This is a genomic window from Priestia megaterium (assembly GCF_009497655.1).
Lineage (GTDB): Bacteria > Bacillota > Bacilli > Bacillales > Bacillaceae_H > Priestia > Priestia zanthoxyli.
The window spans coordinates 3,434,818-3,458,647 of the sequence record NZ_CP023317.1 but is presented as its reverse complement, the minus strand read 5'-3'; the positions used below and the strand labels follow the sequence as shown (position 1 = coordinate 3,458,647).

23 protein-coding genes are annotated in these 23,830 nt (G+C 36.9%); 21 read left to right on the top strand and 2 right to left on the bottom strand.

Annotated elements, in window-relative coordinates; all coding sequences use genetic code 11:
* Nucleotides 1-389 precede the first annotated feature (389 nt).
* The 18 genes from CEQ83_RS17705 (at nt 390) to CEQ83_RS17620 (ending at nt 19,606) form a co-directional block, all read left to right on the top strand.
* On the top strand, nt 390-1,787 hold the full coding sequence (locus CEQ83_RS17705; RefSeq protein WP_028414827.1) for a glycoside-pentoside-hexuronide (GPH):cation symporter: 1,398 nt from the start codon (nt 390-392) through the stop codon (nt 1,785-1,787).
* A 163-nt stretch (nt 1,788-1,950) separates the two neighbouring features.
* Entirely contained in the window at nt 1,951-2,631 is a 681-nt protein-coding gene (locus tag CEQ83_RS17700; protein ID WP_016766295.1) for a transaldolase family protein, read from the top strand.
* Nucleotides 2,632-2,718: 87 nt separating this feature from the next.
* Nucleotides 2,719-3,390, top strand: coding sequence for a DUF4867 family protein (locus tag CEQ83_RS17695; RefSeq protein ID WP_155017447.1), 672 nt, complete (start codon nt 2,719-2,721; stop codon nt 3,388-3,390).
* 56 nt (nt 3,391-3,446) lie between these two features.
* On the top strand, nt 3,447-5,486 hold the full coding sequence (locus CEQ83_RS17690; RefSeq protein ID WP_155017446.1) for an alpha-glucosidase: 2,040 nt from the start codon (nt 3,447-3,449) through the stop codon (nt 5,484-5,486).
* 113 nt (nt 5,487-5,599) lie between these two features.
* Entirely contained in the window at nt 5,600-6,940 is a 1,341-nt protein-coding gene (gene sftI, locus CEQ83_RS17685) for a sulfoquinovose isomerase (protein ID WP_155017445.1), read from the top strand.
* An 84-nt stretch (nt 6,941-7,024) separates the two neighbouring features.
* Nucleotides 7,025-7,759: a GntR family transcriptional regulator gene (locus tag CEQ83_RS17680; protein ID WP_033580085.1), complete on the top strand. Its 735-nt coding sequence runs from the start codon at nt 7,025-7,027 to the stop codon at nt 7,757-7,759.
* Between the two features lie 30 nt (nt 7,760-7,789).
* The gene (locus tag CEQ83_RS17675) at nt 7,790-9,223 is read left to right on the top strand and encodes an aldehyde dehydrogenase family protein (RefSeq protein ID WP_108674843.1); all 1,434 of its coding nucleotides are present in this window, start codon (nt 7,790-7,792) and stop codon (nt 9,221-9,223) included.
* A gap of 91 nt (nt 9,224-9,314) precedes the next feature.
* Nucleotides 9,315-10,217 (top strand): AEC family transporter, encoded by a 903-nt coding sequence (locus CEQ83_RS17670; protein ID WP_098626300.1) that lies wholly within the window; start codon nt 9,315-9,317, stop codon nt 10,215-10,217.
* 541 nt (nt 10,218-10,758) lie between these two features.
* On the top strand, nt 10,759-11,079 hold the full coding sequence (locus tag CEQ83_RS17665) for a PadR family transcriptional regulator (protein WP_028414817.1): 321 nt from the start codon (nt 10,759-10,761) through the stop codon (nt 11,077-11,079).
* Nucleotides 11,080-11,149: 70 nt separating this feature from the next.
* A complete protein-coding gene (locus CEQ83_RS17660) occupies nt 11,150-11,503 on the top strand; it encodes a DUF1048 domain-containing protein (RefSeq protein ID WP_013058327.1) in 354 nt (117 codons plus the stop codon).
* A 189-nt stretch (nt 11,504-11,692) separates the two neighbouring features.
* A complete protein-coding gene (locus CEQ83_RS17655) occupies nt 11,693-12,454 on the top strand; it encodes an ABC transporter ATP-binding protein (protein ID WP_028414816.1) in 762 nt (253 codons plus the stop codon).
* Complete coding sequence (locus tag CEQ83_RS17650) at nt 12,455-13,204, top strand: ABC transporter permease (protein WP_098112488.1); 750 nt, start codon at nt 12,455-12,457, stop codon at nt 13,202-13,204.
* 500 nt (nt 13,205-13,704) lie between these two features.
* Nucleotides 13,705-14,463 (top strand): IclR family transcriptional regulator, encoded by a 759-nt coding sequence (locus CEQ83_RS17645; RefSeq protein WP_108674842.1) that lies wholly within the window; start codon nt 13,705-13,707, stop codon nt 14,461-14,463.
* Between the two features lie 17 nt (nt 14,464-14,480).
* Nucleotides 14,481-15,434, top strand: a complete 954-nt coding sequence (locus CEQ83_RS17640; protein ID WP_108674841.1) for a sugar kinase — start codon at nt 14,481-14,483, stop codon at nt 15,432-15,434.
* 17 nt (nt 15,435-15,451) lie between these two features.
* A complete protein-coding gene (locus CEQ83_RS17635) occupies nt 15,452-16,114 on the top strand; it encodes a bifunctional 4-hydroxy-2-oxoglutarate aldolase/2-dehydro-3-deoxy-phosphogluconate aldolase (protein ID WP_108674840.1) in 663 nt (220 codons plus the stop codon).
* Entirely contained in the window at nt 16,101-17,249 is a 1,149-nt protein-coding gene (gene dgoD / locus CEQ83_RS17630; RefSeq protein WP_013058319.1) for a galactonate dehydratase, read from the top strand. The genes CEQ83_RS17635 and dgoD overlap by 14 nt, the downstream gene beginning before the upstream one ends.
* A gap of 92 nt (nt 17,250-17,341) precedes the next feature.
* On the top strand, nt 17,342-18,661 hold the full coding sequence (locus CEQ83_RS17625) for an MFS transporter (protein ID WP_155017444.1): 1,320 nt from the start codon (nt 17,342-17,344) through the stop codon (nt 18,659-18,661).
* A 531-nt stretch (nt 18,662-19,192) separates the two neighbouring features.
* Nucleotides 19,193-19,606 carry a DUF6892 domain-containing protein gene (locus CEQ83_RS17620; RefSeq protein WP_154973994.1) on the top strand — a complete coding sequence of 138 codons (414 nt, stop codon included), beginning with the start codon at nt 19,193-19,195 and terminating at the stop codon, nt 19,604-19,606.
* 228 nt (nt 19,607-19,834) lie between these two features.
* On the opposite strand, the gene CEQ83_RS17615 is transcribed toward CEQ83_RS17620, so the two are convergent.
* Nucleotides 19,835-20,656, bottom strand: a complete 822-nt coding sequence (locus CEQ83_RS17615; protein ID WP_108674838.1) for a MerR family transcriptional regulator — start codon at nt 20,654-20,656, stop codon at nt 19,835-19,837.
* A 192-nt stretch (nt 20,657-20,848) separates the two neighbouring features.
* Between CEQ83_RS17615 and CEQ83_RS17610 the strand changes: the two genes are divergently transcribed.
* Together CEQ83_RS17610 and CEQ83_RS17605 are read left to right on the top strand one after the other, a co-directional pair.
* Nucleotides 20,849-21,730, top strand: coding sequence for an ABC transporter six-transmembrane domain-containing protein (locus CEQ83_RS17610; protein WP_155017443.1), 882 nt, complete (start codon nt 20,849-20,851; stop codon nt 21,728-21,730).
* 105 nt (nt 21,731-21,835) lie between these two features.
* The gene (locus tag CEQ83_RS17605) at nt 21,836-22,405 is read left to right on the top strand and encodes a GNAT family N-acetyltransferase (RefSeq protein WP_155017442.1); all 570 of its coding nucleotides are present in this window, start codon (nt 21,836-21,838) and stop codon (nt 22,403-22,405) included.
* A 180-nt stretch (nt 22,406-22,585) separates the two neighbouring features.
* Here the strand turns inward: CEQ83_RS17605 and CEQ83_RS17600 are convergent, their stop codons facing one another.
* Nucleotides 22,586-22,774 carry a hypothetical protein gene (locus tag CEQ83_RS17600; protein WP_098112498.1) on the bottom strand — a complete coding sequence of 63 codons (189 nt, stop codon included), beginning with the start codon at nt 22,772-22,774 and terminating at the stop codon, nt 22,586-22,588.
* Nucleotides 22,775-23,247: 473 nt separating this feature from the next.
* On the opposite strand from CEQ83_RS17600, the gene CEQ83_RS17595 reads away from it, so the two are divergent.
* Entirely contained in the window at nt 23,248-23,721 is a 474-nt protein-coding gene (locus CEQ83_RS17595; RefSeq protein WP_098112499.1) for a hypothetical protein, read from the top strand.
* Nucleotides 23,722-23,830: the final 109 nt, after the last annotated feature.

Below are 23,830 nucleotides of genomic sequence, written 5' to 3'. Positions count from 1 at the left end.
AAATTCCTTTTAACCCCATTTTATCATAATTATTCTTTGGAAAGTTCTTTATATCATGTATAAAACTAGTGCACATAACCATTCTTTCCGACACACAACCCAAAAAGAATCCTTATTCCTCCAGGGACATCTATAGATTTATTGTTATTATTATTCAGCCTTTTGTAAATAAAATAAAAAAAACACTTGATAATTTGTATGCGTTTTCATATTATAAATAAAAAGGTAGTAACTTTTTTGTAAACATTGTGATGTTATGAAGGGGGAGGTGATTTTAGTATCAACTTAGAGGAGGTTATAAGTTTGGAAGTCTATCAAAATTGTAATCTTCTGTGTGATGCATGTTTAATGTGAAGTCTTAAAATGTGTTAATCAAAGGGGGAGAACTTATGGAACAGCCATTGGTTCAAAATGTAGAACATTCAATTAATACGCCTAAGAAACTAAGACTTAAAGAGAAGGTTGCTTATGGATTGGGAGATGTAGGAAATAACTTTATGTTAGACTTGGGTCAAATTTATTTGCTGAAGTTTTATACCGATGCGTTAGGCTTGCCTTCTGCAACAGCAGGTTTAGTATTTTTAATTACAAAAATATGGGATGCGTTCGCTGATATTACAGTAGGTACTTGGATTGATAATCGAAAGAAGATAGGTCCTAAAGGCAAATTTAGACCATTCTTTCTTTATGCTGCAATACCGCTTGCTTTGATAACGATAGTCAGCTTTACTAATCCCGATTTTTCAATAACCGGAAAGATTATATGGGCATATGTAACGTATATGGCATTTGGAACGATTTATAGCATTTCAAATATTCCTTATGGATCAATGGTACCTGCGATGACAAAAGATCCCGTTGAACGAGCAGAAATGGCATCATTTAGACAAGCAGGCTCAAATTTAGGCCTTCTTATTACAACTGTAGGGTTTATGCCGATTGTCTTAATGTTTAACAATCAATCTACTGGTTATTTAGTGGCTGTATCTATTTTTGCATTTTTGGGCGTTTTATTACAAGTCTATTGTTATGCCAATGTAAAAGAAAGATATGTGTATGAAAAACCCCAAAATACAAATGTAAAGCTGACTGACAGCTATAAAGGGCTTTTTAAGAATACGCCTTTACTCATTCTTTGTTTAGTTAATTTGTTTACCTTTTCAGCTTTTAACGTCAAGCTTGCTGTACAAGTCTATTTTTGTCAGTACGTTTTAAAAAATGTAGCAATCGTTCCTTATATGGGCTTTTTTAGTATAGGCTGTGTATTTATCGGCGTAGCAATGGTTCCTTTCATGGTTAAAAAGATTGGAAAGAAATCTACGTACATATTAGGGTGCGCGATTTGGGCTGTAGGAGATATTTTAGCTTATGTTTTTGCAGATAACGCAGTGATTTTTATTACATTAGCTTGCTTTGCTTTCTTCGGAAGCTCATTTGTAAACAGTTTGAACTGGGCATTAGTTTCTGATGCTGTAGAGTATGGCGAATGGAAGACTGGAAATCGATCTGAAGGTGTTGTGTATTCTTTCTTTACGTTCTTCCGTAAACTTTCTCAAGCGCTTGCAGGCTTTATTCCTGGCGTTGTGTTAGGAGTTGTGGGTTACGTCCCAAACGCGGTGCAAAGTGCAAATGTACTGGAGGGAATCAGAGGGTTAATGTTTATTTATCCAAGTGCATTAGCCATTGCAACGATTATTGTCATGTTTTTCTTTTATAAACTTTCAGATGAAAAATACAATAAAATCGTAGCGGATCTTGCTAAAAGTAAAAATAGAATACCAATGTAAGATGATAGGTAAAATGGACGAAATACAAAATTAATTTAATAATCTAGCAAAAAGTACTTGAAATATTGGTGGCGTTTTCATATTATAAATACAAAGGTTATTACAAATTATATAAAGGTCATTATCTTTTAGGGGTAATAGTCACTTAACTGGAGGTATAAAGATGAAGTATTTTTTAGATAGTGCAATTTTAGAGGAAATTCGTTACGCGTATGAAAACTGGGCAATTGATGGAGTTACAACAAACCCTCGCCACATTATGAACAGCGGTAAACCATTCTTAACGGTTTTAGATGAATTTGCAAGTGAGTTTAAAGGAGTCGAAAATTTCCCGATTTCAGTGGAAATCAATCCTCATTTAGATAATGCTAAAGATATGGTAGAAGAAGGGACAAAGATTGCTAAATTATCGTCAAACTTTGTTATTAAAATTCCATGCACAGAGCCTGGCTTAATTGCAGCAAAGGAATTTGAAAAAGAAGGTATTTCTACTAACGTCACTCTTGTCTTCTCGCCATCACAAGCACTTCAGCCTGCAAGAATTGGAGCTAAATTTGTATCTCCATTTGTCGGCTGGAAAGAAAATAGCGGGGACGATACAACTCAATACATTCAGGATATTGTGAATATCTATAAAAACTACGATTACAACACAGAAATCATTGTTGCTGCTTTACGTAATGGTAAACAAATTGTAGATGCGGCAAAAGCTGGTGCGCATATTGTGACTTGCGGATTTGATGTATATAAAGAAAGCTTCCAGCATGCGTTCACAGACTATGGTTTAAACAAATTCCGCAACGCTTGGGATAATACAGTCACAGAAGCTCCTGTCTTAAAATAAACATATGTATTTTATAAAAGGCGCCTCTTAGAATCTTATTATCTTCTTGGAGGGGCTTTTTATATAGCAAAAGGAGAGAAGAAAACGTTGAGCAGCTTTCAATACATGAAAGACTTAAATAAACATGTACCTTTTTATCATATAGAGGACAGCAAATTTAAGCCTTATGGAAAGGTAATTAATGAATACGATTTCAGTGAACTAGAAACATATATGGATAGTTTAACTATTCCTCAAGATCAGAATGTATACGTAGCATCCGTTACTGAGATGGAAAACACCATTATTAAAGATCAGCTTCAAGAAGCTTTTTATGGTGAGATGCCTATTCAAATTGGATATTGTAATGGTCCTAATTCAACCTTAAATGGTCTTGAGTATCATAAAAGCAGTGAAATTAATATCGCTATAACGGATATGGTTCTTTTATTAGGTAAGGTACAGGGAGTTGAAAATAACTTTTTTAATTCAAGTGATGTAATCGCTTTCTTTGTACCTGAAGGAACAGCAGTTGAATTGTATGGTACGACATTACATTTTGCTCCTTGTAAGGTCAATAACGAAGGGTTTAAAACAGTCGTCATTTTACCTAAAGGAACAAATGATCCGTTATCAACTAATATTCAAAAAAGAACAAAAGAAGATGAGTTATTGTTTATGAAAAATAAATGGTTAATTGCTCATCCTGAAAGAGAGCAATTAATCAATAAAGGCGCACACCCAGGTATAAAAGGAGAAAATATTAAAGTTTATCAATAGAGCGCATGAATGTTAGATAAAAGACTAAGCTCTATTAATTGATGGGAGAGATAAAAATGTCAGGTACCTTAAACGTAACTAAAGGAGTCAATGTGGAGATCTTACAAGATGGATTTGAAGTTGCTCTTAACGGTGTAGTTCTGCTTCAGCATACAATACAAAAGCCAATGCTGTTTGTTGGTTATGGAGAAGAAACGATTGAAATGTATCGAGGGAACTTTGATATTAAAGATTATGTGACTGAACGTACAGCTCTTCGCTACGCAACTGTTGAAGAAGTAGAAGGGGCATATAAAATAGATTTCTCCAGCTATAAAAATGGAGATCATATCCTATCTCTTATAGTTAAGGAAGAAGAGGACCGTCTAAAAGTAGAATACCAAAAACACGATGCGAACATTAACCGCTTTTGGTTACGAGTAGCTGCAGATAAACAGGAAAAAGTCTATGGATGCGGAGAACAACTTTCTCATTTTAATATGAGAGGAAAAAACTTTCCTTTATGGACATCTGAGCCGGGCGTAGGAAGAAACAAACAGACATATGTAACATGGCAAGCTGATGTAGTTGATAGAGCTGGAGGAGATTACTATAATACCAACTTTCCTCAGCCTACATATGTATCTAGTAAAAAGTACTATTGTCACGTAGAAACAACGGCATACGCGGACTTTGATTTTCGTAATGAGATGTTCCATGAACTGCAGGTTTGGGAAGTACCTGAATATATGCTGTTTGAAACGGCGGATACGTACCTTGAATTAGTTGAAAAAATTACGGGTTTATTCGGAAGACAGCCCGAGCTACCAGACTGGGTATATAACGGCGTGGTTTTAGGTATTCAAGGTGGTACAGATGTTGTTGAACAAAAATTAGAAAAAGTTTTAGCGAAAGGTATGAAGGTATCTGGAGTATGGTGCCAAGATTGGCAGGGCAAACGTATTACTTCTTTCGGCAAACGTTTAATGTGGAATTGGAAATGGAACGAGAGTGAATACCCGGAGCTAGATAAAAAAATTGCAGAGTGGAAAGAAAATGATATTCGTTTTCTAGGTTACATTAATCCATATGTAGCCATTGAAGGTGATTTATATAAGGAAGCTGAAGATAAAGGATACTTGGCATTAAATATGGAAGGAAATACGTATTTAGTGGATTTCGGTGAATTTTATTGCGGAGTTGTGGATTTTACCAACGAAGAGGCTACTGAATGGTATAAACAAGTTATTAAAGAGAACATGATTGATTTTGGATTAGACGGATGGATGGCCGACTTTGGCGAATACTTACCAACGGATGTTGTGCTCAAAAATGGAGTCGACGCTAAGATTATGCATAATGCTTGGCCGACAATGTGGGCAAAAGCGAACTATGAAGCGGTATCAGAAGCAGGAAAACTTGGTGAAATTGTATACTTTATGCGCGCCGGATATACGGGCATACAAAAATACTGTACGCTTCTTTGGGGCGGAGATCAAAGCGTAGATTGGTCGCTGGATGATGGTTTAGCTTCCGTTATTCCTGCAGCTTTATCATCAGGAATGAGTGGCTGTGGCTTACACCATAGTGATATTGGCGGGTACACAAGTCTACATGGTAATAAACGTTCAAAAGAGCTGCTGATGAGATGGGCAGAAATGGGAGCCTTCACGCCTATGATGAGAACACATGAAGGAAATCGTCCGGATGATTGTTTCCAGTTTGACGGTGATGAGGAGACACTAGAGCATTTAGCAAGAATGTCTAATGTTTATGTAACGATGGCACCTTATATTAGATCACTTGTAGAAGAAAATGCGCGACGTGGAATTCCTGTTCAGCGACCTTTGTTTATGCACTATGAAGAAGACGAAAAAACATATGATATTCAATATCAATATTTATTTGGTGAAGATGTACTTGTTGCGCCGGTTCATCAAGAAAACCAAACAGAGTGGGAAGTATATTTACCAGAAGATCAGTGGGTCCATGTATGGAGCGGTGAAGAGCACACAGGAGGATCGGTTACTGTTCAAGCGCCATTAGGTTATCCACCTGTATTTTACCGTAAAAAATCTATATGGAGTGAGTTGTTTTCTAAACTACTTCACATCTAATTTAAGAGCTATTTATATAAGAAATGTAGTCAAACGGAAAATAGTGTTGATAAAGGTAATGATGTATTTTAAAATGGTTATAACAAATAGTTTTACGACAAGGGGAACTCTATATGCAAAATACAACAGTTTTATATGTGCCTATAGGTAGAAAAACATTTGATATTGAAGCGGCTGAAATGTATCGTCAAAAAAGTATGGAGTGGCTGAACGGCAACTGCAGTACTCTTATCGCGCCGGAGCAAATTATAACTTCAGTTGAAGAATTACAGGGATTTCTTGATTCAATTAAAGGGGATAAGATTGATACCGTTCTATATCAAAGCGTTACGTTTGCCGACGGTGAATTTATGGTTAAGATATTGGAGTATTTTAAACAGCCTGTAATTGTTTGGTCCGTACGTGAGCCAAGTGTAGGGGGACGTTTACGTTTAAACTCTCTAACAGGCGGAAATAGCACCAGTAATGTGCTGCGTAATCATCAGCATCCGTTTGCGTTTGTATTTGGAAATCCAGATGAGAAAGCCTTGCAGGAGCGTCTATTAAGACAAATTAACGTTATGCGCGTGTTAAAAGCATTAAATGAATTAAAAATTGGGGTAGTGGGAGATTATCCGCCGGGATTCTTCTTTTCACAAGCTAACGAAGATGAATTAAAAAGTGCACTTGGCGTAACTCTTCATAAGATGGATTTACAAGAAGCGTTTAAAGAGTGCGTAAAACTTCCAGAACACGAATGGATAGGGGAAGTTGAGCGGGCAGAAAAGCAGGTGATTGGTCTAAATCGAAACGATGAAACCGTTGCTAAATTTGCTCAATTTTCCACTTATATTAAAAAGCACATTCAACGTGAAGAGTTAGATGCATTAGCTATGCGATGCTGGCCAGATTTCTTTAATGATTTAGGAGCTGCTCCGTGCTCAACGCTGTCTCAGTTTACGGAAGACGGAATGGTGACATCCTGTGAGTCAGATATTCACGGATCAATCTCCATGTTTATCCTGCGTGAGTTAGCAGGGGGAAATGCACCTTACCTGGGAGATTTAGTTCACATAGACGAAGAAAAAAACTCAGTTGTTTTTTGGCACTGCGGTGCAGGAGCATATTCACTTGCCAATCCTTCTACCGGAGCAACAGCAGGGGTGCATCCTAACAGAAAAATTGGTTTTGCAATGGATTTCGGATTAAAAGCAGGAGAAGTAACGATCTTCAGGGTAAGTCATACGCCTGATGGGTATCGCCTTCTAGTGATGAAAGGAGATGCCTTAGATGTAGAGCAGCCTTTTACAGGTACATCTGTAGAAGTGGAACTGGCGACAAATGCATCAGACACACTTTATGAACTTATGCATGCGGGATATGAGCCTCACTTTGCACTAGTGTATGGTGATGTGACAGAACATCTAATTGAACTAGGGCGCATGCTTAATCTAGAAACAAAGGTCTATGTCTAAAAAGATCCTACTTCTCTGCTACAGTAAAAGTTAGCCAATACTATATAATAATACCAAACGCTAACTTAAAAGGAGTTTGAGAACATGAAAGATACAATCGGTTCTAATAAAAATATCGCGCTTTATCTTCAAGTAAAAGATGTCTTAATTAAACGTATACAAGAAAAAGTTTGGAAGCCGAATACGTTAATTCCAACAGAACAAGAATTAATGCAAGAATTTGATGTAAGCCGTACTACCTTAAGACAAGCTATTTCTATGCTAGTACAGGATGGACTGCTGGAAAAAAAACAAGGCAGAGGAACAATTGTAAAACCTCAGCCGCTTATTGGCGGTAGCTTAGGCAAGCTTAAAGGACTAGCAGAAGAAGTGGCAGAAAAAGGACTAACGCCGAATTCAAAACTCATTCGTACTGATTTTAAAAAAGATTTATATTATGAAACTTCTATGCTGGAACTGGATGCTGGAGAAGAGGTTTTAGTTATTGAACGAATTCGTTTTGCCGATGAAGTGCCTATTGCCATTGAACGTTCTTGCTGGCCTACGCATATTGGGAAAATACTAGTTGAACAAGATTTAAACCGTGCAAAATTTTATGAAGTACTAGAAGATAATGAAATCTTCTTGAAACGAGCTAAAGAGAAGATATCTGCGATTAATGCAACGATTTATGAAGCCGATCTGTTAGGCATACGAGGCGGAGAAGCTTTACTTGAAATGACACGAGTAAGTTACGGTTTTGATGATAAGCCACTCGAATTTACGGTAACAAAATATCGCAGTGACAAATATCATTACAATATTGAGCTTACAAGATAAAACGCTAATACAATTGGGGATGTGGAGATAATGACAAGTTTAACTCAAGTCAAACAATATGGTTTATATGTAAATGGGGAATGGGAAACAACAGCAGAAAAAATGGAAGTCTTAAATAAATATACGCAGCAGCCTGCAGCTGAAATCTCAGTAGCTACAAAAGACGATGTAAATAAAGCTGTGGCCAGCGCGAAAGAGGCGTTAAAAAACACTTTTTCACCGTACGAACGCTACGAGGTATTAATGAAGGCAGCTGAGTTATTACTAAGCCGTCAAGAAGAATTTGCTGAAATTTTGGCTACTGAAGTTGGAAAGTCTATTCGTGAATCTCGCGGAGAAGTTGAGCGCGCAGCTACAACTTTACAAATTTCAGCGGAAGAGGCAAAACGTATTCATGGAGAAGGTGTGCCTGTTGAATCGGCTCAAGGCTCGGAGAATCGTATGGCTTTTACAGTAAAAGTCCCGGTTGGAGTTGTTGCAGCTATCACACCGTTTAATGTACCTATCAATCTAGTTTGTCATAAACTTGGACCGGCAATCGCAGCTGGGAACAGTGTAGTATTAAAGCCTGCTGAAGTCACTCCAATTTGTGCGCTCAAGCTAGCTGAGTTAATGGAAGAAGCAGGGCTGCCAAAAGGGCGCCTTCAAGTATTGACTGGAGATGGGGCAGCAATTGGTGAATGGTTATTAGAAAACCAAGATGTTAATATGTTTACGTTCACAGGAAGCCCAAGAGTAGGAGAACTTATCCGATCTAAGGCAGGTTTACGTAAAGTTTCACTTGAACTAGGAAATAATTCGGCTACTGTCGTACATAAAGACGCTGATTTAGAAAAAGCTGCATCTTTAATTTCTCAAAAAAGCTTTAATAACGCAGGACAAGTTTGCATTTCCGTTCAACGAATTTATGTTCATACGAATATTTATACTGCTTTTGTTAATAAGCTAAAAGAAAAAACAGAAAAGTTAGTAGTCGGTAATCCAATGGATGAGCAAACCGATATTGGACCTATGATTCGTCTTAAAGAAGCAGAGAGAGTGGAAGAATGGGTAAAAGAAGCGGTGGAAGAAGGGGCAAAAATTGAACTTGGAGGAAAGCGTGACGGTGCTTTTTATCTTCCTACAATTTTGACTAATGTAAATGATGAGATGAAAGTTTGTCGTCAAGAAGTATTCGGGCCAGTAGTAGCTATTGCTCAATATGATGAGATTGATGAAGTGATTTCAAAAGTAAATGATTCTGACTATGGGTTACAGGCAGGCCTTTTTACGAACGACTTACAGTTTGCTATGAAGGCAGCTCGTGAAATCGAAGTAGGCGGATTAATTGTAAATGATGCTTCAGCGTATCGTGTCGATCATATGCCGTATGGCGGTGTGAAAAAGAGCGGTAACGGAAAAGAAGGTCCAAAATATGCAATTGAAGAAATGACGGAAGAACGTATCATTGTTCTAAATTTATAATGTATTAGTTTAAATGAAAGACCTAGATTCTTAATTTTCTAGGTCTTTCATTTGGAAAATAACAAAGAAAAAATGACGAAGGTGAACAAACATGGAGTTCCTAACAATCCTTCTTCCTATTTTCGGGATTTTTGCACTTGGATTTATTGGACAAAAGAAAATAGGATTTGATACCAAAACGATTTCAACAATGGCACTTTATTTGATGTCTCCAGTTCTAGTGTTCAAAACATTTTACACAACCAAATTTACGATTGATTACTTATATCTTACGTTATACACATTTGCACTTTGCTTTGCATTAATTGCTGTCGTCTATATTATTGCTTATTTTCAGCGATATTCTACTTCAGAAACCTGTGGAATGATATTAGCGTCTTCATTTATGAATAATGGAAACTACGGTACACCCGTTGTTTTATTACTTTTTGGCGTGACAGGCTTAGACTCTGCCATTATTTTAATGGTCATACAGCAATTGGTCATGTGTACAGTTGGAGTTTACTATGCAGCTAAAGGAAGTCCACAGGGAAATGGTATAAAATCAGCCATTGACTCAGTTAGACGGATACCAATTGTGTATGGGGGACTTTTAGGAGCTATATTTCAGTTTCTTCATATTCCATTAAGCAACTCTGTAAAAGAAGCGGTTGATTTAGTAGCGGGTGCAGCTATTCCTACCATCATGATCGTACTTGGCATGCAGCTTGCTAAAATATCAATTAGAAATTTAGCCAAAGCCAAAGTTTCATGGTCATTAGCTATCAAGCTTGTAATCTCACCATTTATCGCTTATATACTAACTCTTCTGCTACCTGTGGATGAGATGGTTAAACAAATTATGATTATTATGGCTGCTATGCCCACAGCTGCTAATACAACTATGTATGCGCTGCAATTTAATACAGAGCCGGAGTTTGTATCAAGCGCAACGTTAATTAGTACCTCTCTAAGCCTTGCTACATTGCCTATCATTTTTCTAATTGTTTTGTAAAATAACACAGAAAAATGGTTCAATATAGGTTAAAAAAATAATTTTATTATATGACTTTAAAAGGAGTAGTCAACGTGAATTCTCCTCATAACGCAGTTTTAAAAAGATATTTAAAGTTTATTTTCTATTTTAGTTTTGTGTTCTTCTTATACTTCTACTTCACATACAGTTTTCAACACTATCTGACTAAATATTTGTTTCTTAATTGTTTACTGACGGGGATCTCTTTTTTAATTCGAAATTTAAGAGGTTATACGGAAAAACTGTAAAGGTATCTGTAACGGTATCTGTAACGGAAAAAACTTATTAAAAGAACTTATGGATTCTTTTAATAAGTTTTTTTGGTTCTTAGTATTATCCCTGAATATATCTACATTTGAAAATATTTTAAAAAATAGTTGAAATGCCCGGTACTAAGTATTACAATCTACATATACTAAGTATTACTTAATAGCTTAATTTTAAAAGTTATTAAGTAAAAATTGGCTTGGTACTAAGTAATACAGAATATAAGTCAGACAATATAGAGGAGGTTCTGAAGATCGAAAATTTAACTGAAATGCTGAAGGGTTCGCTGGAAGGCTGTGTGTTAGAAATTATCAGCCGCCATGAAACCTATGGCTATGAGATTACACGCCGTCTGAACGAGCTTGGATTTATCGAGGTCGTGGAAGGAACGGTCTACACTATTCTCGTACGATTAGAAAAGAAAAAACTTGTGAATATAGAAAAAAAACCATCAGATATGGGCCCACCCCGCAAATTTTATTCGCTTAATGAGGCGGGCTACAAGGAGCTTGAGTTGTTTTGGAAAAGGTGGGATTTTGTATCATCAAAAATCAACGTCTTGAAGTCAAACTAGCTTCATAGGATAGACCGTCGGATAGTTTTAAAGCATCTTATGAAGCTTTATAAAAAGGAGGAAAAATGACATGTTGGAAATATTCAAAAAAATGATTGGTGATAAAAAAGAGTATAAAATGATGATGGCACGGGTTGAAGCCTTGCCAGAGGACTATCAGTTTGTATTTAAAAAAATTCAAAACTACATGTGGAATTTCTCATCGGGCAACGGAATGGATATGCTACACATGCAGTATGAATTAATTGATTTATTCGAAGCAGGTGCTGCAGAAGGTAGACAGGTGCTCGAAATTACTGGAGACGATGTGGCTTCCTTTGCTGACGAATTAGTGGCAAATGCTAAAACTTATATGGTTAAGTATCGTGAAGATTTGAACCAGAGTATTAAGGAACGATTAGGAAAAAATAAATTTAATCAATAACATCGACTGAATAGCTAGTTGCTTTTGCTATTCAGTCATTTTTCAAACTCAGTACTAAGTGATACAGAATATCAGTCAGACTGAATAGTAAGGTATCAAAAACCTAGCTCTACGAGACGCTCAGCTTAGTTACATCATGACAGTTCTAACAAGCAAGCTTGTGGAGCTTTTTAAAAGGAGGAAAAACGTATGAGAAATACAGCGATTTTTGTAAAAGAATTAAAAAAGTCCTTTAAAGACAAAGAAGTTTTAAAAGGGGTGAATGTTGAGGTGCAGCGCGGTGAAATTTTTGCACTGCTGGGCTCAAATGGAGCAGGGAAGACGACGACAGTTAACATTCTTTCAACACTGATGAAGGCTGATAGCGGCGAAGTAAGTATTTGCGGATTTGACGTCCAACGTCAACCGGCTGACGTCCGCCAAAACATCAGCCTAACGGGGCAGTTCGCAGCGTTAGACGGCATGCTTACTGGGAAGGAAAACCTGATAATGATCGCCAAATTGCGAGGGGTATTTAATCCTAATGAAGTAGCTGACAATCTCCTTGCAAGATTCAGCTTGACCGATGCAGCCAATCGCCGGGCGGATCAATATTCCGGTGGAATGAAGCGCCGACTTGATATAGCTATGAGTCTGATTGGGGCGCCAGCTGTTATTTTTCTCGACGAACCGACGACCGGACTTGATCCGGAAGCCCGGATTGAAGTCTGGAACACTATCAAAGAGCTTGCTGGCGGTGGTACGACCATCTTGCTCACGACTCAGTATCTGGAAGAAGCTGAACAACTGGCAGATCGTATAGCCATCCTACATGGCGGAAAAATCATCAAAACCGGTACCCTTACCGAACTTAAAGAGATGTTCCCCCCAGCAAAAGTGGAATACATTGAGAAACAGCCAACATTAGAGGAAATCTTCCTCGCAATCATCGGCAAAAAGGAGGAAATGTAAATGAAAAACAATACAGTTGTATTACTAGGACGTTTGATGCGCACGATTATGCGCAGCCCGGATACGATTATTACGGTGGCGATTACGCCAATTATGATGATGCTACTGTTTGTCTACGTATTTGGTGGCGCTATAAATACAGGAACAGCCAATTACGTCAATTATCTATTACCGGGAATCCTGCTGATGGCTATCGCATCCGGCGTCGCTTACACTTCCGTTCGGCTATTTAATGATGTAAAAAGTGGACTGATGGCCCGTTTCATCACCATGCCCATTAAACGTTCTTCGGTATTATGGGCTCACGTGTTGACATCTTTTGTTTCCAATGCCCTTACTATCGTGATAGTTATCTTCGTCGCGCTCTTGATGGGTTTCCGTTCCAGCGCTGATATCCTAGATTGGTTCGCGGTAGCCGGGATACTCGGGCTGTTTACGCTAGCCCTGACATGGTTGGCCATTATTCCAGGACTGACAGCGAAATCTATGGAAGGAGCCACAGGCTACTCGTACCCACTGATTTTCCTACCTTTTATTAGTTCCGCCTTTGTTCCCACTGAAACGATGCCTAAAGCTGTTCGGGCATTCGCCGAGAACCAGCCCGTGACTTCAATCGTGAATACGATTCGTGCACTCTTGTATGAAGGATCTGTTGGCAACGATATCTGGAGTGCCCTTGCCTGGTGCCTAGGTATCATGGTCATCGCTTACTTGTTCGCTAGTAAAGAATTCAAACGCAAATTAGGGTGAATTTTATAAACTGAGCAAGCTACCAAACGTATATGGAATCATCGGAATTTTAATGTAAAGTATTGATAGCATAAAACAGGGATTACTTCTAGTTGTCGTAATGCCTCTTTCCGGAACTCATGCAAAAAACAAACCCTTGGTACTCAAGGGCTTGTTCACCTTTTGAGTTTATCGTTTATACAGCTAACTGAACAAAATCAAAAATTAAATAAAGGAGAAAGACCCATAGATAAGCTAAAAATACATTAAAAAAAATCGATAATAAAAAATCTCTATTTTTCATAACTAACTTCCATTACAATTTTTTCTAGTTTCTATGATTTCATCATAGAAGCTTTTTTATATTGGTATTTATTAATCATTTTTCAGTTTCTGTCATAAGTATTTTTGTTTTATTTGTAAAAATATTTTGAATTAATGATCTGTCTATGATAATATTTAAATCAGTAAATCATATATAAAATTTAAAATCACATATGTGATTTAGAGAGGGTTTATTCATGTCAGTAAAATCAGCAGAACGTGTATTAAGGGTATTTGAATTGATTGCTCAACATCCCGAGGGGTTAACAGTAAAAGAAGTTAGCGATTTACTTTCGTTTCCGCAAAGCAGTACGTTTAATCTTGTGGGAACACTTCATAATGAAGGGTATTTGAATCAGGACTCATTAAAGAAGTACAAGCTAGGGCCAAAGCTAATTCAAATTGGAACAGCGGCTATGGAATCATTGGATATTTCTTCAGAGGGAAAACCGTATTTAAAGAAGCTGATGGAGGATGTTCAAGAAACTGTGTTTATGGCCTTGCTGTCAGATGGAGAATTGGTCTATGTTGTTAAGATTGATAATAATCGCTCTATTAGAACAACCGCTCAGCCTGGTAACCGAAAGCCGCTTTATTGTACCGGATTAGGAAAAATTTTTTTAGCTTTTCTTCCTAAAGATCAGCGAGAGCAGCTGCTTGAACATACGGAGCTGCTGCCTATTACGGACTATACAATTACAGATAAAAAAGTTCTTAATGACAATCTAGATTCTTTTGTTCAAATGGGCTATGCAATTGATGATGAAGAAAATGAAGAAGGGTTATTTTGCCTTGCTGCACCTGTATTTGGAGCAAAGGGAAGCATTCAAGCTGCTATTAGTGTAGCTGGTCCTAAGGAAAGAATGCTGAAGCATAAAGACTTTATTGTAGAAAGGCTGCTTCAAACAGCGACTAATATATCTTTTATTGCTGGATATGAAGAGGCGAAGAGATAAATGAAAAGAGGGGTAAAATGGATGTGATAAGCATGGGGGAAACAATGATTCTGTTTACCCCACACTCGAATGGAAAGATGCGATATGCTAAAGATTTTTCTTCGAAAATTGCTGGGGCAGAAAGCAACACGTTAATCGCCCTGTCAAAACTAGGTTATCAAACGGGATGGGTTAGCCGATTAGGAAAAGACGAGCTAGGAGAGCGGGTTCTTTCAAGTATTAAAGGAGAAGGAATAGATGTAAGACATGTAATATTTGATGATCATGCTCCTACAGGTCTTTTTTTAAAGCAAAAGACAAATGAAATGAACAGTAAAGTGTTTTATTACAGACAAGGGTCAGCAGCAAGCTTTATGAATCCGCATGATATGAATGAAGAGTATATCTCTTCTGCCAAATATTTATACGTGACAGGAATAACACCTGCGCTGAGCGACTCCTGCCATGAAGCTGTTTTTCAAGCAATGAAAGCAGCTAAAAAAAATGGTGTAAAAATAGTGTTTGATCCAAATTTACGCAAGACGCTTTGGGATGAATCAACTGCGCGTCAAACACTCATTGAAATGGCTACATATGCGGATATTATCTTACCAGGAATGAACGAAGGTCAGTTTTTATTTGAGAAGGATAACCCTGAAGATGTTGCAGCAGCGTTTCATCAATTAGGTGCAGAACTAGTTGTTATTAAGCTAGGTGAGGAAGGAGCTTATTATTCGACTGAAAATGAATCCGCTTACGTGGGAGGTTTTAAAGTTGCTAGAGTGATAGATCCAGTAGGAGCTGGTGACGGTTTTGCCGCTGGGATACTATCGGGATTAATAGATAAATCTTCTTTAAAAGAAACGGTTAGAAGAGGGTGTGCTATAGGAGCTATGGTTGTAACCGTAGAGGGTGATATTGAAGGCTTGCCTGATAAGAAAGAGCTTTACGAATTTATGAATGCGATTACAAAAGAAGACGTTATACGATAAAAGAAAGGGGCTTACCCATGACGGATAGTTTATCACATTTATTAGAGCATAAAATCGTTGCGATTATTAGAGGAGCCAAACCGCAGGGCGTAGTGAAGATTGCCTCTGCGCTTAATGACGGCGGTGTAAAAAATATAGAAATTACTCTAAATTCTCCGGACGCACTTTCAGCCATTAAAGAGGTTTCTACAGAGCTGGGTGATCAAGTGCTAGTAGGAGCAGGTACAGTGCTTGACCCTGAAACAGCACGTTCAGCTATTTTAGCAGGTGCAAAGTTTATCCTTTCTCCAACGGTTAATATTGAAACGATTAAACTAACAAAAAGATACGGTGCGGTGAGTATTCCAGGGGCTTTTTCACCTACTGAAATTCTAACGGCATATGAAAATGGCGGAGATATTATCAAAGTCTTTCCTGCTAGGCTGGGGGCTAGCTATATTAAAGATATTCGAGGGCCGCTTCCTCATATTCCACTTCTTCCAACAGGAGGAGTGAGCTTAGATAATATTCAAGAATTTGAAGAAGCAGGTGCTGTAGGGTTTGGGATTGGAAGTTCTTTAGTAGATACAAATCGTGAAATTACTCATGCATACCTGCAGGAGCTAACACAAAAGGCTAAAGCATACGTAGCCGCAGTGAATGGTATAACGAAAGGGGAAAAAGTACATGAAAATTACTAATTATGAATTGTTTCAAGTGCCGCCACGCTGGTTATTTTTAAAAATAGAAACAGACGAAGGAATTGTTGGGTGGGGAGAACCTGTTATCGAAGGAAGAGCCTCTACCGTTAAAGCTGCAGTAGATGAGCTGATGGAGTATCTTATTGGCAAAGATCCACTAAATATTGAAGATCATTGGAACGTTATGTACCGAGGCGGCTTCTATCGAGGCGGACCTATTTTAATGAGCGCGATATCAGGAATTGATCAAGCATTGTGGGACATAAAAGGAAAATATTACGATGCTCCTGTACATCAACTGTTAGGCGGAAAAGCAAGAGAATCTATTAAAGTATATTCGTGGATTGGAGGAGACCGCCCTTCAGATGTAGGCGAAGCAGCAAGAGAAGTTGTTTCAAAAGGGTTTACAGCAGTAAAAATGAATGGGACAGAAGAGCTTCAATACGTAGATTCATATGAAAAAATTGATCAAGTAGTGGAACGTATCGCTGCTGTCAGAGAAGCAGTGGGACCTTATGTAGGAATAGGTATTGATTTTCACGGACGAGTACATAAGCCAATGGCAAAAATTTTAGCTAAAGAACTAGAGGTCTATCGTCCAATGTTTATCGAGGAGCCGGTTTTGCCGGAAAACAATGAGGCATTAAGAGAAATTGCCAACCATGTATCCATTCCTATTGCGACAGGAGAAAGAATGTTTTCAAAATGGGAGTTTAAAAAGCTCTTAACGGACGGATACGTTGATATTATTCAGCCGGATTTATCACATGCGGGAGGAATTACAGAATGTAAGAAAATTATTTCAATGGCTGAAGCCTTTGATGTAGCGGCTGCACCTCATTGCCCGTTAGGACCTATTGCATTAGCAGCTTGTCTTCAAGTAGATGCAACGTGCCACAACGCATTTATTCAAGAGCAAAGCTTAGGCATTCACTATAACCAAGGCAGTGATTTACTAGATTATATTGTTGATAACCACGTATTTAAATATGAAGAAGGATTTGTAAAGATTCCAGATGGACCTGGCTTAGGTATTGAGATTAATGAAGACCATGTTAGAAAAATGGCTGATATTGGTCATAATTGGCGTAATCCAGTATGGCGTCATAAAGATGGTTCTGTAGCGGAATGGTAAAGGGGAAACCATTTTAGTACAAAAGATCTGATTGATAAATGACCGTCAGTCAGATCTTTTCTTAAACTAGTCATATACAGGGGGATAAGGGAATGAAGGGGTATAGCGAAAAGCCGACTCGCGTTAGATTTCGTGTTTTAGCATTTATTTTCATAAGCGTTGTCATCAACTATATGGATCGAAGTAATATTTCTGTAGCTGCCACAGCCATGTCCAAAGATCTAAAGCTATCATCAGTAGAACTGGGTCTCATATTTTCAGCCTTTGGATGGGCTTATGCTGCTTTACAAATACCAGGAGGGGTAATGGCTGACCGCTTTGGCGCTCGTGCTACGTATGCCTTTAGTTTAATTACCTGGTCTATTGTTACGCTGCTGCAAGGATTTACTAAGGGATTTGTGAGTCTTTTTGGTCTGCGTTTAGCTACAGGAGCATTCGAAGCACCGGCTTTTCCGACCAATAATAAAGTAGTTACCAGCTGGTTTCCAAATCAGGAAAGAGCATCAGCAATTGCTTTTTATACTTCAGGACAGTTTGCAGGGCTAGCATTTTTAACACCTACACTAGTTACCATTCAGCACTTTTTAGGGTGGAGAGGTCTGTTTATTACTACAGGGGTTATTGGTATAGCGTGGGGCATTATATGGTATATCTTTTATCGTGATCCTTCTCAGCATAGTAAAGTAAATAAAGCAGAATTACAGCATATCGAAGAAGGTGGAGGCTTAGTTAAAGCTGCTGATACGAAAGGAGAAAGAGCAAAGTTCGAATGGGGAAATCTTAAAGAAGCCTTTTCTCACAGAAAGCTATGGGGCATCTACTTAGGACAGTTTGCCGTCAACTCTACTTTATGGTTCTTCCTTACCTGGTTTCCAACGTACCTTGTGGAATACAGAGGGTTAGATTTCTTAAAATCAGGATTCTTAGCATCTGCGCCGTTTTTAGCAGCGTTTGTAGGAGTATTATTATCTGGCTTTGTATCTGACGCCTTAGTGAAAAAAGGAGTATCACTAGGTATTGCAAGAAAAACACCTATTATCGTAGGGCTGCTTTTATCAACTTCAATTATCGGAGCCAATTATGTAAATAGCACATCTCTCATTATCATGTTTATGGCTATTGCGTTTTTTGGAAATGGTCTGGCTTCTATTACATGGGTCTTTGTCTCAACGCTAGCGCCTAAACACTTAGTCGGTTTAACAGGCGGAGTTTTTAACTTTATCGGCGGTCTAGCTTCTATTATTGTTCCGATTGTTATTGGTTTCTTAGCTAAAGGAGGCAACTTTGCTCCAGCGCTAGTATTCATAGCGGCATTGGCCCTTTTAGGAGCACTTTCGTATATCTTCCTTGTAGGAAAAGTGGAAAGAATTAAAGTGGTTAAAGATGAAAAATTGAATCGAGATATTGTGTAAGGCTGTTTATAATCTTATAGTTTTTTAGGAATCATACATCTGGAATTATTTGTGGCGGGATTAAAAGAGAATTCGTAAAAGATTTATTAAAGAAGAAGCATAAATTTTGTTGGAGACCAACGGGTTTATGCTTTTTTGTTACCTATAAAGAAGAACTTCAGTCCGTACAAAAATAAGATTATTAGGTTAGGTAGTAGTGATGTTCATGAATACAAAAAACATGATAAAATATACAAAGTTTCTACCTTTTATTAACAATAAATAATAGGTGGAGAATGGTTATTAGAGAGTTGAAGGTGCATGTATGAAAAAGGTTTTAGCAACTTCTGCTGTATTATTGCTAGCATTAGCAGCTTGCAGTAGTAATTAAACTAAGTAAATAAGAGCGGACCTTCATTTACAGGGGCTCTTATTTTTGGGGCTGTCAAAGTCAACAATATAAGTAGGTTTTATTTATAGATGATTGTTATAATACGAATAGTGCAGGGGCGATTACAAGCCTAATACAGAGATAAAATCGGAGGTAGCAAAATGGGGAAAAGTGGAATGTTTAAAGATTTTAATTTTAAATTAGTGGTTATTGAAGCTTTATTAGATCAAGAGCCATTATTTCTAAAAGAATTAACCGATTTAAAAGATAAGTATACGAATAATTTCGAATGGTATTCTGGAGCTGGACCCATTGTTGAAATCAAAGATTATTTAGAAGAGTTAACTCTGGAAAAGAGTGATTTGGAAAAGGTTGAATCCCTTTGCTTTGATGGAGGTAATGAAATTTATCATATTCTAAAGCCAGATTGGGACGGTGAAGACAGTTTATTTGACGTACTATCTGTTGAAGGGTTTCAGAACTTAAAGAATCTAAAAGCAGTGGACTATATTTCCATGTGCGATCTAGAAGTATTAGAACCATTCAAGGAAGCTGGAATTGAGGTTGAGGATTAATGAGAAAGACGTGATTGCGCTAAAAGAAGCAATTCGTCGTAATGAAGAGTCAAGTTTCCTCATTATTTCCATTTAGAAAAAAGCAATAAGCAATTCTCCTATACTCCGTTTACAAAAACAGAAAACCCAACCTTTAGAGCTCATAGGTTGGTTTTTCTATTTTTAGCCTGTATACGCCACATATGTTTAGTAAATATAGTACCTCTTTGCAATACAAACTAAAAAACGTTATTGGCTTTGAATTTGAAGTTGAATTCTTGTAATTGAATTCTCTATTCCATCCGCCATTACCTCATCAATCACGTATTCCTCATATGCATACTCCGCTATTTTTAACCCTTTTTCTCTAACGAATTGAATAATTCGATCGTAAGCATGTTCGGTTTCGGCACCTTTTTGATACCCAACAACATATAGTCCCTGGGGACGTGTATGACAATGAATTTTTTCTATCTCTTCTGGGATTTTGATATACAAATGTTCGTAATTGTAAAACTCTTTTTTTTGGATTTGGTCTCTCGCAAGCATTGCTCCAATTGGATATCCTCGGTCTAATTTATGAAGTTGAGTATAATGAATGAGCTCCGGAATAACTGTAGTATATTTTTGTTCGGCTTCTTCTAAAATATTTTCACTAATCATAAAGGTTTCTTCATCTAAATATTGCAATGAAATAGAAGAAAAATCAGTTTTTAAAGCATGTTCTGCTAACTGTAAACGCGTTTGAATAATTGCTTGTAAATGATTAAGGCTCTTAATTTTTTCTTCAATTTCAAGAGATTTTTCCTTTAAAAGAGTAATCATATTTATTGGTTTTTTATCTTTTAAAAGAACTTTTATCTCTTTTAATGGAACACCGAATTCTTTAAATAAGGCAATCACTTGAAAGACTTCAAATTGTTCATACGAATAGTACCTATATCCATTCTCTCTTTTTATTTGAGGTGAAAGTAACCCTATCTCTTCATAATGAAATAGAGTTTGCTTTTTTACACGACAGAGATTCGCGAATTCACCAGTACTAAAGTACTTTTCCAACTCTTCACTCATAAAATCCTCCTTGACTATACGGTAACCATATACTTTATGATGTTCATTGTACTGGAAAGGGGATATAAACAGCAATGACGAGTCCTTTATTTCATTAAAGTAAGTGAAAAGGCAAATTGATGATGAATTTGAAGATAAAGCAATGAATAGAATTAAAGTTTGTTTAATTAGAGAAAAGAAAGAGTAGATAAGATGCAAATGATAAAAAAGAAAAAATCCTCCGTAGGTCAACTCCTTCAAGGTATATGGTCAAAAAATCGTAAAGGAATTAGCCTTACCTATATGCTCACTCTTGTTGAAAATGTTTGCGATCTTCTTTACGCTGCAACAATTGGTTTTGCAATCGATGGGTTGCTTAAAGGGAATCCGGCTAGCCTTATACCACTTGCTCTACTATGGATCCTTCACCTAGGGGTTGGCTTGTTCAGGCACGTTTACGATACCAAAGTATTCGTTGGAATTTATTCTAATGTTGCTGCAGAAATGGTGGAGCGCCAGCGTGCTGATGGAGTAAAAGGAACTCGAATTGTAGGACGTGTCTCATTGTCTCGAGAGGTAGTAGATTTCTTTCAGATGGAGCTGCCGGCAGTTGTAACAACGGTTATTCGATTTTTGGGCGCTATTATCATGTTATTTCTTTATGACCGGTTTATTGGGTTCTTAAGTTTATTGGCAATAATTCCAATACTAATCATAAATCATTGGTTCGGTCGACGTTCTTATCGTTTGAACCACGCACTTAACAACCGAATTGAAGAAGAGGCAGATATAGTCGTTCATCGTCCACTTACCATTGTTCAAAAACATTTTGCACGGTTACGTTTGTGGCGTGTTGCTATTTCTAACGCTGAGGCTAAAACATGGGGGATGATGGAGATTGTCGTCATTCTTTTAACCCTAGCTACACTACTTAGACTTACAGGTGTTCAGGGTACTACGCCTGGTGCTATTTATGCAGTTCTAGCTTATATTTGGATGTTTCAAGAGGCAGTAGTTGGTCTTCCTGAAATTGTGCAAAATATTTCGCGTGTACTTGATATTGGTGAACGTGTTGCTGAAGACGTTAACACCTAAAGCCACAAAAGCTTAGCTAACCATTATTGCTATTTTATCCCCTAAATTATTGTTGTTGTCTTTTCAGAGAAATAAGCTCATAACTATAGACTAGGAGGATTTTTAATGAAAAAGATTGAAACTGATCGATTACTATTGAGAAACTTTTCTAAAGCAGACTCTCAAGCTCTTTTGGAATACTTGGCTAATCCAAGGGTAAACTGCTTTCTTGAAGACAAAGTTCACACAATAGAGGAAGCTACTTTAAAAGCTCAAAAAAGAAAAAAAGATGACTCTTTTGTTGCAGTCTGCTTAAAAGGCAGTGATTATCTAATAGGAGAAATATTCTACTTAAAGGAAGATCCAGATACTTATTCCATTGGTTGGCACTTTAATGCTCAATATGAGGGGAAAGGGTACGCAAGCGAGAGTGTGAAGGAGTTCTTTAGGTATCTGTTTACTCAAAAGGGCGCAAGAAGAGTCTATGCATACGTTGAGGAGGATAACTACAAATCACAAAAACTATGTGAAAAATTAGGAATGCGTAAAGAAGGACGTTTTGTTGAGTTTATTTCGTTTACTAAATACGAAGATGGAACACCTAAGTATGAAAATACTCTTCAGTATGCATTATTAAAAAAAGAGTGGATGAAAAATATTTATTTTAATGAACCTGAGGAAAAAGTATCTCCTTAATTCATCTAGATAAACAGAATTAGTATTAAATCCATTAATATTTAGTAATCTAAGATATAGGCAATTTGTAGAAAAGCTATGTATTTGTCGTTATCTAATGTAAATATTAAAACCTTTATAATAAAAAACCCCAGATATTTTGATTATCTGGGGTTTAAGGAAGGTAGACAAAATCTGTTTTTAATCATTTTTTTTATCTATTTTTACGTACATAAAGGCAAATAATAAAAGTAACACAATACTAATAGGGAAAATAACGTAGGAATCTGTCGCTTCACTCACACTAGATTTTAATGTGTAGTTGTAAACAACAAGTCCAATCGAAACAATTGCTATTAATATTTGATAGGTTCTTTTTTTACTAAACATAAAAAACAATCCCCTTTACCTGAATAAGCTACTCCAAAGGTGTAGTGAAACTTACTTTAGAAAATCATTAATAAACGTATCTATTTCTAGGGGTACTTATAATGCGTCAAAAGCACCTGGTGTAGCTCTAGCTGTCCTTTTCAACGCTAATTTCATAGCTTTTGTTTTGGAGTATTTAGCAACTCTGCTACCAGGCTTTTTAATTCTTGAATAGTAATCATAAGATTTAGCAAGTTTGTTAGCAAATTTAGTTGCACCACCTGTAACTTTAACAGTTTTTTTAATTTTTAATACTTTAGAAATCGAACAGCATTTGATGTTATGGCAGCAGCTATTTCTTTCTAGTTAACATAAAACTATTTATGAGAAGCAAAGAGAGACAGAAATGTTTAAACATGGGCTTTTTTTAACTTGAATAACAAAATCATTTTAATCTCATACTAGCCTTATAACCATAAGGGGTTGACTATATCTTGAATCCAAAACTCTTTGCATTTCTTACTTTAATTATATCTTGGATAAGTCTAATATTTATTCCTAAAAAGGAAGTGAAAAAATATACTCCTGTATCTATTTTTACTTCTCTTATTGTTTCACTAATATTTGTTATTGCTACTGATTTTGGTTGGTGGAAGTTAAAAAAACCTATTATACCAGGACTTAAATCCATCAACATGTTCTATGTATTTGGTCCTTTTTTTATAGGGACAATCTGGATATTTAAATTGGTCTATAAAATTGGATTCCTTCCGTATCTACTTACGAATGCTCTTATTGATTCATTTTTCACATATGTATTCGTACCTTTTGCAGAGAAAATCGGAGTTGGAAAGAGTCATATTTCAAGAACATCTATTCTAAGTCTAATGCTTTCCACCTCATTAGTTATTTACGGGTTTCAAAAATGGTATGAGAACCCTTCAAAAACAGAAAAACCTGTTTCATAATATTAGTTTTTTCTCTACATACAAATAAAACATAATATTATGAGCAAACTACTCAAGATGAATTGAATCATCAAAAAAATATGATTGCGTTACAGAAAAAAACTATCTA

Coding starts and splice junctions, on each gene's coding strand:
- CEQ83_RS17705 (WP_028414827.1), top strand. CDS start 390: ATGGAACAGCCATTGGTTCAAAATGTAGAACATTCAATTAATACGCCT.
- CEQ83_RS17700 (WP_016766295.1), top strand. CDS start 1,951: ATGAAGTATTTTTTAGATAGTGCAATTTTAGAGGAAATTCGTTACGCG.
- CEQ83_RS17690 (WP_155017446.1), top strand. CDS start 3,447: ATGTCAGGTACCTTAAACGTAACTAAAGGAGTCAATGTGGAGATCTTA.
- sftI (WP_155017445.1), top strand. CDS start 5,600: ATGCAAAATACAACAGTTTTATATGTGCCTATAGGTAGAAAAACATTT.
- CEQ83_RS17680 (WP_033580085.1), top strand. CDS start 7,025: ATGAAAGATACAATCGGTTCTAATAAAAATATCGCGCTTTATCTTCAA.
- CEQ83_RS17675 (WP_108674843.1), top strand. CDS start 7,790: ATGACAAGTTTAACTCAAGTCAAACAATATGGTTTATATGTAAATGGG.
- CEQ83_RS17670 (WP_098626300.1), top strand. CDS start 9,315: ATGGAGTTCCTAACAATCCTTCTTCCTATTTTCGGGATTTTTGCACTT.
- CEQ83_RS17660 (WP_013058327.1), top strand. CDS start 11,150: ATGTTGGAAATATTCAAAAAAATGATTGGTGATAAAAAAGAGTATAAA.
- CEQ83_RS17655 (WP_028414816.1), top strand. CDS start 11,693: ATGAGAAATACAGCGATTTTTGTAAAAGAATTAAAAAAGTCCTTTAAA.
- CEQ83_RS17650 (WP_098112488.1), top strand. CDS start 12,455: ATGAAAAACAATACAGTTGTATTACTAGGACGTTTGATGCGCACGATT.
- CEQ83_RS17645 (WP_108674842.1), top strand. CDS start 13,705: ATGTCAGTAAAATCAGCAGAACGTGTATTAAGGGTATTTGAATTGATT.
- CEQ83_RS17640 (WP_108674841.1), top strand. CDS start 14,481: ATGGATGTGATAAGCATGGGGGAAACAATGATTCTGTTTACCCCACAC.
- CEQ83_RS17635 (WP_108674840.1), top strand. CDS start 15,452: ATGACGGATAGTTTATCACATTTATTAGAGCATAAAATCGTTGCGATT.
- dgoD (WP_013058319.1), top strand. CDS start 16,101: ATGAAAATTACTAATTATGAATTGTTTCAAGTGCCGCCACGCTGGTTA.
- CEQ83_RS17625 (WP_155017444.1), top strand. CDS start 17,342: ATGAAGGGGTATAGCGAAAAGCCGACTCGCGTTAGATTTCGTGTTTTA.
- CEQ83_RS17620 (WP_154973994.1), top strand. CDS start 19,193: ATGGGGAAAAGTGGAATGTTTAAAGATTTTAATTTTAAATTAGTGGTT.
- CEQ83_RS17615 (WP_108674838.1), bottom strand. CDS start 20,656: ATGAGTGAAGAGTTGGAAAAGTACTTTAGTACTGGTGAATTCGCGAAT.
- CEQ83_RS17610 (WP_155017443.1), top strand. CDS start 20,849: ATGCAAATGATAAAAAAGAAAAAATCCTCCGTAGGTCAACTCCTTCAA.
- CEQ83_RS17605 (WP_155017442.1), top strand. CDS start 21,836: ATGAAAAAGATTGAAACTGATCGATTACTATTGAGAAACTTTTCTAAA.
- CEQ83_RS17600 (WP_098112498.1), bottom strand. CDS start 22,774: ATGTTTAGTAAAAAAAGAACCTATCAAATATTAATAGCAATTGTTTCG.